The 11158-nt window shown below is 62.7% G+C and carries 8 protein-coding genes and 1 pseudogene; 4 read left to right on the forward strand and 5 right to left on the reverse strand.

Features of this window, described 5'->3' with window-relative positions; translation table 11 throughout:
• Positions 1 to 141: 141 nt before the first annotated feature.
• Entirely contained in the window at positions 142 to 2088 is a 1947-nt protein-coding gene (gene dnaG / locus ABI660_RS10685; RefSeq protein ID WP_348067724.1) for a DNA primase, read from the reverse strand.
• A gap of 111 nt (positions 2089 to 2199) precedes the next feature.
• Between dnaG and ABI660_RS10690 the strand changes: the two genes are divergently transcribed.
• Positions 2200 to 3099: a YihY/virulence factor BrkB family protein gene (locus ABI660_RS10690; protein WP_348067736.1), complete on the forward strand. Its 900-nt coding sequence runs from the start codon at positions 2200 to 2202 to the stop codon at positions 3097 to 3099.
• A 226-nt stretch (positions 3100 to 3325) separates the two neighbouring features.
• The gene (locus ABI660_RS10695; protein WP_348067726.1) at positions 3326 to 4456 is read left to right on the forward strand and encodes an ABC transporter substrate-binding protein; all 1131 of its coding nucleotides are present in this window, start codon (positions 3326 to 3328) and stop codon (positions 4454 to 4456) included.
• Positions 4457 to 4577: 121 nt separating this feature from the next.
• On the opposite strand, the gene ABI660_RS10700 is transcribed toward ABI660_RS10695, so the two are convergent.
• Positions 4578 to 4802, reverse strand: coding sequence for a tripartite tricarboxylate transporter substrate-binding protein (locus ABI660_RS10700; RefSeq protein WP_348067728.1), 225 nt, complete (start codon positions 4800 to 4802; stop codon positions 4578 to 4580).
• 202 nt (positions 4803 to 5004) lie between these two features.
• Between ABI660_RS10700 and ABI660_RS10705 the strand changes: the two are divergent.
• A pseudogene (locus tag ABI660_RS10705) lies at positions 5005 to 5902 on the forward strand (YihY/virulence factor BrkB family protein).
• 89 nt (positions 5903 to 5991) lie between these two features.
• On the opposite strand, the gene ABI660_RS10710 reads toward ABI660_RS10705, so the two are convergent.
• The 3 genes from ABI660_RS10710 to ABI660_RS10720 all read right to left on the reverse strand — a co-directional run bounded on the left by ABI660_RS10710 (position 5992) and on the right by ABI660_RS10720 (position 9976).
• Complete coding sequence (locus tag ABI660_RS10710) at positions 5992 to 7866, reverse strand: gamma-glutamyltransferase family protein (protein WP_348067730.1); 1875 nt, start codon at positions 7864 to 7866, stop codon at positions 5992 to 5994.
• Positions 7867 to 8065: 199 nt separating this feature from the next.
• A complete protein-coding gene (locus ABI660_RS10715; RefSeq protein ID WP_348067732.1) occupies positions 8066 to 8824 on the reverse strand; it encodes a 3-hydroxyacyl-CoA dehydrogenase in 759 nt (252 codons plus the stop codon).
• A gap of 132 nt (positions 8825 to 8956) precedes the next feature.
• Positions 8957 to 9976, reverse strand: coding sequence for an extracellular solute-binding protein (locus tag ABI660_RS10720; protein ID WP_348067738.1), 1020 nt, complete (start codon positions 9974 to 9976; stop codon positions 8957 to 8959).
• A 124-nt stretch (positions 9977 to 10100) separates the two neighbouring features.
• Here ABI660_RS10720 and ABI660_RS10725 point away from each other — a divergent pair, with 124 nt between their 5' ends.
• Positions 10101 to 11045, forward strand: a complete 945-nt coding sequence (locus tag ABI660_RS10725; protein WP_348067734.1) for a patatin-like phospholipase family protein — start codon at positions 10101 to 10103, stop codon at positions 11043 to 11045.
• Positions 11046 to 11158: the final 113 nt, after the last annotated feature.

Here is an 11158-nt window from a genome sequence, read left to right on the forward strand (position 1 = left end):
TGCGGGGAAGTTGCCCTTCAACCTGTGAGGTCCCGTTCTTGCGGGGGGCTGGTGCCGGAGGTGCTGCTGTCGCGCTTGCCGTAGCGGAAAATCGGATTATACCCTGTTGCCTCATTTTTGGGCAGAAAAAACAAGAGAAATTCAGCTTGTTTTCAGGAGGGCGGAAAGCTCTTCGTAACGCTGTCTGGCGGAAGGGTCGGTCATGACGCGGGGCAGCAAATCAACCATTTCCTGCTGGCGTTTGAGCTTGAGGAGCTGGTCCAGGATGCTGCGGACCTCGTTCCAGTCGCATTCGATACCTTCGGGAAGCTGGGCGATCTGGTCAATCGCGTGTTTCTCGTGCGGGTGCTCGCGCAGGCCCTCGCGCAGGGCTGCCCAGGGCTGCGGGCCGTGTTCATGCAGCTGGCTCTCCAGCCAGACAAACAGCGGGCCGTGCGGGGCCGGCAGTTCGCACAGCAGCACGTGTTCCTCGCCGCTGAGCTTGTCCCAGCTTTGCGGGTCGGTCAGCATCAGGCGCAGCACGCGGTCCTCGCGGCTGGCGGGCAGCACCCGGCCGGCAATCCGCCGCGCCGGGCGGCTGCGGCTAGTGCTGGCCGGTCCGGCCAGCGCGGGCAGTGAAGCGGCATAGGCCCCCTCGTCGTGCAGGTCGGCAAAGTTGCCGGAAAAGTCCTCGAAATGCGGGGCGCCGCCCGACATTTCAGGTGTTTTTGGCCGCTGGCCCTTGCTGGACGGGCGCGAGCCGCTATTGTTTTTGTAGCCTCCGGCGCTTGCGGCCGGCTGCCAGATCTGCAGCAGTTCGCGGCTGTCGATCAGCACCTGGTCGGCGATCTCGGCCAGCAATTGACGCTTGAGCGTGCCGTCGGGCAGCAGGCTCCATAGCGGGCGCGCATTGCTGGCCATGTGGGCCCGGCCTTCGGCGGTGTCCAGGTCGCAGCCTTCGGCGGCGGCTTCGAGCATGAATTTGCTCAGCGGCACAGCCTTGGCGACATAGGCGGCAAAACCTTCCTGGCCATGTTCCCGTATGTAGCTGTCGGGGTCGTGTTCCTGGGGCAGGAACAGGAACTTGACGGTGCGCACATCGGTGGCAAAGGGCAGGGCGGCGTCCAGCGCCTTGCGGGCGGCGCGGCGGCCGGCGCTGTCGCCGTCGAAGCTGAACACCACGGACTCGGTGAAGCGGAACAGCTTTTGCACATGGTCGGGCGTACAGGCGGTGCCCAAGGTGGCCACCGCATTGGCAAAACCGAGCTGGGCCAGCGCCACCACGTCCATGTAGCCTTCGGTGACCAGCGCGTAGCCGTGTTCGCGCAGGGCGGTGCGCGCCTCGAACAGGCCGTAGAGCTCGCGACCCTTGCTGAACACCGGGGTTTCAGGTGAGTTCAGGTACTTGGGTTTTTCGTCGCCCAGCACGCGCCCGCCAAAGCCGATGCATTCGCCCTTGACGTTGCGGATGGGAAACATGATGCGGTCGCGGAAGCGGTCGTAACGCTTGGCTTCGCCCTGTGCATTTTCCTCGCCCGGCTCGCCGGTGATGACCAGGCCGCTTTCCACCAACAGCGCGTCGTTGTAGTCGGGGAACACACTGGCCAAGGCGCGCCAACCTTCGGGCGCATAACCCAGGCCGAAGGTTTTGGCGATCTCACCCGACAGGCCGCGTCCCTTGAGGTAGTCGATGGCACGCGGTGCGCTGCGCAGATGCTTGATGTAAGCGATGCCGGCTTTTTCCAGCACGCTGGTCAGGGTGGCCTGCTGCTCACGCGCCTGGGCGGCACGGGCGCGTTCCTGCGGCGAGACGTCGTCTTCGGGCACCTGCAGGCCGTATTGCTGGGCCAGATCTTTCACGGCTTCGACAAAGGTCATGCCGCCGTGCTCCATCAGGAAGCTGATGGCATTGCCGTTTTTTCCGCAGCCGAAGCAGTGGTAGAACTGCTTGGACGGACTGACGCTGAAGGATGGGGATTTTTCGCCGTGGAAGGGGCAAAGCCCCATGAAATTGGCCCCGCCTTTTTTGAGCTGCACATAACGCCCGACGATGTCCACCACGTCGGCGCGCGCTAAAAGCTCCTGGATAAACGATTGGGGAATGGCCACGGTTGTATTGTGCCTTCCCGTCCCTGCGGGCGTCCCGCTCCGGGCTGCAGGCGCCACTTTCTGCGGCTACCATGGCTCATGCAGATTCTCAGCCACCAGGCCGCCCATGTGATGGCCAACCCGGCGGCCTTCGCCTGGCGGGTACTCAAGGGCTTTCGTGCCAACCAGGGCCTGTTGCTGGCCGGCGCGGTCGCCTACTACGCGCTGCTGTCGATTGTTCCGCTGCTGATCCTGGCCGTGATCGCGCTGTCGCATGTGATCGACCAGGCCGAGCTGCTGCAGACCTTGGGCCGCTACCTGGAGTGGCTGATGCCGATGCAGTCGCGTGCGGTGGTTGCCGAGCTTGCGACCTTTCTTGAACACCGTGACGTCGTCGGCTGGGTGCTGCTTGCCACCATGCTGTTTTTCAGCTCGCTCGCCTTCACGGTACTGGAAAACGCCATGTCTGTGATCTTTTTGCACCGCATTGCCGTGCGGCGCCGGCGCTTCATTGTCTCGGCGCTGCTGCCTTACTGTTACATCGTCAGCCTGGGCGCCGGGCTGCTGGTCGTGACGCTGGTTTCGGGCGGGTTGCGTGCCATGGGCGAAGAAAGCGTGGACGTGCTGGGCCGCGAATGGTCGCTCAGCGGCGTGTCGGGACTGCTGCTGTACCTGCTGGGGCTCGCCGGTGAGATATTCCTGCTGACTTCGGTCTACATGGTGATGCCGGTCGGCAAGCTGTCCTGGCGGCACGCGCTGTTGGGCGGCGTCACGGCAGCGCTGCTGTGGGAAATCACACGCCACCTGCTGGTCTGGTACTTCAACACGCTGTCGCAGGTCAATGTGGTTTACGGCTCCCTGACCACCGCCATCGTGGTGCTGCTCAGCCTGGAGATCGCGGCGACCCTGCTGCTGCTGGGCGCGCAGGTGATCTCGGAGTACGAGCGCATCGACAAGCCGCCGGAAGAAGGGCCGGCCAATCCGCTGCGTGTGGAGGGCATCGAGCCCGGCAAATCATTGCTATCTGATTGATAGCTGCCTGCGCCCGGTGGATAAGGGATACAGCCCGATTTTATGCATTAACGGCGGCTCAGTCGCCCATCACCACGCCTTCACGACGCGGCGCCGCCCAGCAGCGAGTCTCCTGCCTAATTAAAAAGTTGACACATGTAGTTACTTATTGTGTCATATTGTTACCGCCGGTGAATTGATCTAAACGCGCTTTAATACCGACGTACTACCTAATCAAGGAGACTTCATGAAAAAGTTATTCCTCATTTGCATCCTTGCCCTGCAGGTGCCGCCTGTGCTGGCTGGTGACGAAGGTGTCACCGCAACCGAAATCAAGCTGGGCGCCTCGGTGGTTCTCAGTGGCCCACTCGGAGCGCAAACTCGGGAATTTGGAGCAGGATCGCGGCTTTACTTTGATGCGGTGAATGAGCAAGGCGGCGTCTACGGCCGCAAGATCAGCTACCTCACGATTGATGACGCCTTTGATGTGCCCCGATCGGTCGAAAATACTAAAAAGCTGATTGCGGAAGAAAAGGTATTTCTCATCTACAACAACTCTGGCACTGGCCATACGGCCGCGATTCTTCCGCTGTTGGAGGCGTCCCGGACGATTGTTTTCGGCCCCATCACGGGGGCGTCGATGTTTCGAGACAAGTTCAACCGATATCTTTTTCACGTCCGCGCGAGTTACGCGAACGAGGCCCGCCGTATCGTCAGCCAGTTAAAGCAGATAGGAATCACGAAGGTGGTGGCCTTCTACCAGGACGACACTTTCGGCAAGACATTGCTTAGTGAAATTCGCAAGGCCGCCACTCAGGAGAGCCTGCAATTGGCCGGCGAGGTCAAGGTTGATCCGAAGCAACCCGACTTCAAAGCAGCGGCCTTGGAGACTGAGAAATGGCAACCCCAGGCTGTGATCATGGGCACCGGCGGCGCCACTTTCCCGGCATTCGTCAAAGCCGTCCGGCAGACATCGGCGCGGCCAATTTATTATGGCTTTTCCACGTCAAGCCTGGATGTGATCAACAAGGAGTTAGGTTCTGAAGCCAGGGGGATCGTATTGGCGCAAATCATGCCGTCGCTCAAGAGCGAGTCCGTTCCGGTGGTGACCGAGTACATGGCGTTGCTGCGCAAGAAGTCGCCGGGCGCGCAGCCATCCACATTCCGGTTCGAGGGCTTCGTGCATGCAAAACTTTTAGTCGAAGGTCTCCAGCGCGGGGGGCGCAACCTGACTACAGAATCCTTTATCAAGGGAATGGAAGCAGCTGGCGAAATCAATTACGGCCGATTTACTGCTCGGTATACCCCTGAGGCGCACAACGGTTCGTCGTATGTGGAATTGGCCATCATCGATGCAGAAGGTCAATTGCGTTACTAGACGGCATGCCACGCGAGACTCACGCGCTGCGCTACCGCGTGCAGGTGTGCTCGTCAATGAGGTGAGGGGGCACGTCCGGCGTTACGCCATATAAAAAGTGGCGAGCTTGGCTCTTGCTTGCCTACAGCATCCATCCCGCCCTGCGCCTGCTCAGACGCGGGTCGAATTGCATCTTCTGCATGTGCGGCAACCGCGCGATGCCGATGGTCAGCTGCGACAGCGTGTAGCCGTCGGGACGGGCCTGCATCAGCTCGTTGGGGCCCAGCATGCCGCTGGCGCCGGCCTTGTTCTCCACCACCATCGAGCCGCCCAGTACCTTGCCGGCGCTCTCGGCCAGCGAGCACATCCCCGCATCGGTGGTGGCACCGACCGGCCACGGGCGGATGAGCTTGATGGGGCGGGTCGGGTAGGCCGCGCCTGGACCAGCGAGGGCAGGTCAATGGCCGCCGAGAGTGCGGGGGCGGTGTGCTGAATGCGGATTAACCATGGCGCGCGCCTGTATCGCGGAACAACCCCACTCGGCGCGCGGGCGGCGGCATACTCGCCGCATGTCTGTCCTCGGTCCCCAGGGCGCCCATGTTCTGGCCAACCCGGGCGCCTTCGCCTGGCGCGTCCTCAAGGGTTTCAAGGCCAACCAGGGCCTGCTGCTGGCAGGAGCCGTGGCCTGTACGCCTTGCTTTCCATCGTTCCGCTGCTGATCCTGATGGCGATTGCGCTGTCGCACGTGATTGACCAGTCGGCTCTTCTGGAAGCACTGGGCCGCTACATCGGCTGGCTGGCGCCGGGGCAATCTGATTTCATTGTTGCCGAACTGGCGACCTTCCTGGAGCACCGCGACGTCGTCGGCTGGGTGCTGCTGGCCACCATGCTGTTTTTCAGCTTGCTGGCTTTCACGGTGCTCGAAAACGCCATGTCGGTGATCTTTCTGCACCGTGTGGCCATACGGCGCCGCCACTTTCTGGTTTCGGCCGTGCTGCCGTATTGCTACATCCTGTGTCTCAGCGTGGGCCTTCTGCTGGTCACGCTGGTGTCGGGCAGCTTCGAGGCGCTGGGCGACCACAGCCTGGAGTTCCCGGGCCACAGCTGGTCGCTCAGCGGTTTTCAGGCGTGCTCCTTTACCTGCTGGGCCTGGCCGGTGAAATTTTGCTGCTGACTTCGATGTACATGGTGATGCCCGTCGGCAAGCTCTCGATGCGCCACGCGCTGATAGGCGGCATCACCGCCGCGCTGCTCTGGGAGGTGATGCGCCATCTGCTGGTCTGGTACTTTGGCACGCTGTCACAGTTGGGCCTGGTGTACGGCTCCCTGACGACGGCGATAGTGGTGCTGCTGAGCCTGGAGCTTGCCGCCACGCTGCTGTTGCTGGGCGCGCAGGTGATCTCGGAGTACGAGCGCATCGGTACGGCAAAACAGGACGCGCCGGCCGCGCCGATGCGGACGGACTAGCCGACGCTGATATGCCGGCCAACCAGGTATGCTATTAAAAAAGTAGCTGCTTGCGCCCGTGGAATAAGGGCGCAGACCACTTTTTACTCTCAGTCTCCCATCACCACGCCTTCACGGCGTGGATCTGCGCCGCCCAGCCACAGGAGCTGGCCGTGCGCCTGACCGCGCGTGATGGCCTGCAGGCCGCTGGTCATGTTCATCTCGCGCACTTCGGCGCCGCGCGCTTTCAATGCTTCCACCGTGGCGGGGGCAAAGCGTTTTTCTTCGAGCAGGCTGGGGCCGTTGAGCGAGCCGAAGTTGGGCAGGTTGATGGCTTGCTGCGGCATCAGGCCCCAGTTGAGCACGCCGTACAGGGTTTTGGCGGTGTAGTGGATGATCAGCGCACCACCGGGGCTGCCGCCGCTCATCACCAACTGGCCGGTGGCCTTGTCAAACACCAGCGTGGGCGCCATGGATGAGCGCGGCCGCTTGCCGGGCTGCACGCGGTTGGCCACCGGGGCGCCGCTGGCGTCCGTCGGCGCGAAGCTGAAGTCGGTCAGCTCGTTATTGAGCAGGAAACCGTTGACCATCTGGCGCGCGCCGAAGGCGTCTTCGATCGTGGTGGTCATCGCAATCGCGTTGCCATAAGCGTCCACGATGCTGATGTGCGAGGTGCCGTACTCGGGCTGGTCCGCCATGGGCGCGTAGGCGCTTTTCACTCCGCCCGGTGTGCCGGGTTTGGCGACTTTCATGCTCTGGCCGCCCGGCTGGTGCGTGATCAGTTTTGCGCGGTCGGCGAGGTAGGCGGGCGCCAGCAGGCTCATCCAGTCGCCGCCGGGTGCCTGCACAAAGTCCGGGTCGCCCAGGTATTGCGCACGGTCGGCAAAGGCCAGGCGTGAGGCTTCGGTGTAAAGGTGCAACCAGTCGGCCGATGGGGTGGGTGCGGGGGTAGTTCCGTCGCCGCCGGTGCCGGTGACCAGGCCCAGAGTTGATGCGGACGTGTAGTTGAGCATCCCCAGAATCTGCCCGACCGCAATCGCGCCCGAGCTGGGCGGCGGCATGCCGCAGATGCGGTAATCGCGTGCCTGAGCCCGGTAGTCGTGGCAGATCGGCTCGCGCTTTTTGGCCTGGTAGCCGGCCAGGTCGGCCAGGCTGAGTTTGCCGGGGTTGGTGGGGTGGCCTTGCACCTTGGTCACGATGGCCTGGGCGACCTCGCCTTCCAGCAGGGCTTTGGAGCCGCCAGCCGCTATTTTTTTCAGCACATCAGCCAGCGGCTGGTTGCGCAGCGTGCTGCCCACGTCCAGCGGTTCACCGTTGGGCTTGTAGAAGTAGGCAAGGGCGACAGGGTCTTTTTTCAGATGCTGCTCGGTCTTGAGCAAGGTCGCCAGGCGTGCGCTGACCTTGAAGCCGCCTTCGGCCAGTGTGATCGCCGGCACGAAGAGTTGTGCCCAGGGGAGTTTGCCGTACTCTTTGTGCGCCATCTCCAGCATGCGCACCGTGCCCGGCACGCCGACCGAGCGGCCACCGACCACGCCGTCGATGAAGACCATGGGTTTGCCGTCAGCGCCGACAAAGAGTTTTTCATCCGCGGCCGCGGGGGCCGTTTCCCGGCCGTCAAAGGCCTCGACCTTGCTGCCGCTGGAGTGCAGCAGGAAAGCGCCGCCGCCTATGCCGCTGGATTGGGGTTCCACCAGCGTGAGCACCATCTGCACGGCAATCGCCGCATCAATCGCCGAACCGCCGGCTTTGAGCACCTGGTAGCCCGCGTCGGTGGCCAGCGGATTGGCGGCAGCCACGGCAAATTTTGTCGCCGCCCAGCCCGGCTTTTCGGTGTAGCCCGATCCGCCTTCGGGTTGTGACGGCACCGTGTAGGCAAAGGGGGGCGCCGTGGCGCAACCGGCTGCCAGCAGGGCAGCGGTCAGTGCGGCTGCAAGAAACGGGGATCTGAAAGCGGGGCGGGTGCGAGCGGCGGCGTTGTTTTTCATGGCTTCTCCAGTGGGTGAGAGGCCATGGTAAACCCAAGCCCACGGCGGCGCTGTGCGGTCGCGTCCGGTGCCGCCCATGATTTTGTAAGCAGCTGAAAAAAACCGACTTGACGTGCTCTTGCAGTCAAATCGGCCTTTTGTCCTTATTGGATGGGCGCCACCAGCTATCAATAAAGTAGCGGACGGCGCGTCTGTGGGCCTAACGCGGCGCCAAGCGGATCGCGCCGTCCAGGCGAATCACTTCACCATTGAGCATGTCATTCTCAAAAATATGCTGCGCCAGTTTGGCGTAGTCCTGCGGCGTGCCCAGGCGGCTGGGGAAGGGCACGGAAGCCGCCAGCGAGTCCTGTACTTCTTTTGGCATGCCGAACATCATGGGTGTGCCGAAAATGCCGGGAGCAATCGTCATGTTGCGGATGCCGTTGCGTGCCAGGTCGCGCGCGATCGGCAAGGTCATACCGACGACGCCGCCCTTGGAGGCGCTGTAGGCGGCCTGGCCGATCTGGCCGTCATAGGCCGCGACGGAAGCGGTGGAGATCATCACGCCGCGCTCGCCGGTGGTTTCGGGCTCGTTCTTGCACATCGCGTCGGCGGCCAGGCGGATCATGTTGAAGCTGCCGACCAGGTTGACGGTGATGGTCTTGCTGAACACACCGAGGTTGTGCGCGCCGTTTTTGCCGACGGTTTTTTCCGCCGGCGCAATGCCGGCGCAGTTGACCAGACCCATGAGCTTGCCCATGGAGACAGCCTTGGCAACCACGGCCTGGCCGTCAGCTTCCTGGCTCACGTCGCACTTGACGAAGGCGCCGCCTATATCTTTCGCGATAGCTTCGCCTTTTTCTACCTGCATGTCGGCAATCACGACCTTGCCGCCGTTGGCCGCCAGCATGCGTGCCGTGCCTTCGCCGAGACCCGATGCGCCGCCAGTGACGATAAATACTTTGCCTGCGATGTCCATGAGAGCTTCCTTGGGGAAATGATGAGGGGAGAGGTGTTCCGGAGTTGACGTTAACGTCAACGTAAGAGGCAATTATCACGCATAAAAAAAGCCCGGAGAACCGGGCTTTTTCTTTGCTGAAGGCGGGCCAGCTTATTTGTAGCCCACCCGGTCCAGCATCTGCTGCACCTTCACCTGGTTGGCGCCGACGGCGCTGATCGGGATGGTCTCGGACTTGAAGCTGCCGCCCGTCATGGCCTGCAGGGCCGCGTTGCTGACCTTCACGCTGGCGACGGCGGGCCATTCGTTGTTGCCGTTGGCAAAGTAGTTTTGCGCTTCGGGGCTGGCCAGGTACTCCATGAATTTCACGGCGTTGGCGGTGTTCTTGGCATTTTTGGCGACAGCCGCACCGGCGATGTTCACATGGGTGCCCCAGGACTGCTGGTTGGGAAATACCACGCCGACCTTGTCTGCGATGGCTTTGTCTTCCGGTGCGGACGACCGCATGATGCGGGCGAGGTAGTAGGTATTGGTGATGGCAATGCCGCATTCACCGCTGGCCACGCCCTTGATCTGGTCGGTGTCGCCGCCCTTGGGTGGGCGGGCCATGTTGGCCACCAGGCCCTTGAGCCACTCTTCGGCTTTGGACGGCCCCATGTGTTCGGTGACTGCGCCGAACAGCGAGAGGTTGTAGGGGTGCGAGCCCGAGCGCGTGCAGAGCAAGCCCTTGTTTTTAGGATCGGCGAGCTCTTCGTAGGTGTCCACATCGGCCTTCTTGACCTTGAGCTTGTCATAAACGATGACGCGGGCGCGGGTGGAAAAACCAAACCAGGTCGTTCCCTCAGGGGTGGCCTGGGCGCGCAGATGGGCCGGGATCGCGGCTTCAAGCACGGGGGATTTGATGGGCTGGAACAGGCCTTCGCTGTCGCCTTTAGCCAGGCGCGCGGCATCAACCAGCAAAATCACGTCGGCGGGGGAGGCCGCGCCTTCGGCTTTCAGCCGCGCCAGGATGCCGGCATCATCGGCGTCCACGCGGTTGATCTTGATGCCGGTGGTCTTGGTGAAATTGCTGTAAAGCGCCTCGTCGGTCTGGTAGTGGCGGGCAGAATAGAGGTTGACCACCTGCTCCTGCGCGCTGGCGGTGCCAGCGACGCCGAGAAGGGCCGCAGCCATCGTCAGGCAGACCAGGGACGGAGTTTTTTTATACATGGACAGGTTTGTGAAGGTTGGAATGCCAGTAAGTTTAATACAAACGAGAATTGTTCTCAATAGCTTTGCCATTTCGGTAATTTCGGCGATGTCGTTCGACATGCGGGGGAGTTTCGCTGTGCGGCAGGCCCGGTTGGGCCTGGCCGCCGCCGGGCTGGCCCTGCTGGCGGGTTGTGCCGGGGTCAACCTGCCTGGCGGCCCGCCAGTCACGCCGGCACCCGCAGTGGACGCCGGCGTAAAACGCCCCCCGCGCATCGGGCTGGCGCTGGGGGGCGGCGCGGCACGCGGATTCGCCCATGTGGGCGTGATTGCGGTGCTCGAAGAAGCCGGCCTCAAGCCCTCCGTGGTGGTGGGAACCTCGGTCGGTAGCCTGGTGGCGGCACTTTACGCCAGTGGTAAAAGCAGCGCGCAGTTGCAACAGACCGCGCTGAACATGGAGGAGGTGGCCATCACCGACTGGATGCTGCCGATTTTCGGCCGCGGCATGTTTCGCGGCGAGGCGCTGGGCCGTTATGTGAACGGTCTGGTGGCGGGGCGGCTGATTGAGAACATGGCCATCCCGCTCGGTATTGTGGCCACCGACCTGAACAGTGGCCGGGCCGTGCTGTTCCAGCGCGGCGACACCGGTACCGCCGTGCGCGCGTCGAGCGCCGTGCCGGCGGTGTTTGTGCCGGTCAAGATCGGCGGGCGCGAGTATGTGGACGGCGGCCTGGTGTCGCCGGTGCCGGTGCGTTTTGCGCGGCAGATGGGTGCCGAACTGGTGATTGCGGTGGACATTTCCAGCCCACCCGAGGCCAACCCTTCAGACGGCACGCTGCAGATCCTGCTGCAGACCTTTGCCATCATGGGAAAAAGCATCAACCAGTACGAGCTCAAGGACGCCGACGTGGTGGTGCAGCCTTCCCAGATTGGCCTGAAAAGCGCCGACTTCTCGGCCAGACAGCGCGCCATGGACGCGGGGCGGGCCGCGATGCTGGCGGCCTTGCCGGCTCTTCGGGCGAAGCTGGAAACCATGCAGGCCGCAGCGCACTGACGCTCCTCTTTTGATAGCTGCTTGCGCATGACTGGCAAGGGATGAAGGCAATTTCAAGCGGCGGATTCAAGTACAAAGTGCAACAAATGGAAGTGTAATCGGCTGCATTTTCA

This window comes from Polaromonas sp. (assembly GCF_039930745.1).
Taxonomy (GTDB): domain Bacteria; phylum Pseudomonadota; class Gammaproteobacteria; order Burkholderiales; family Burkholderiaceae_C; genus Polaromonas.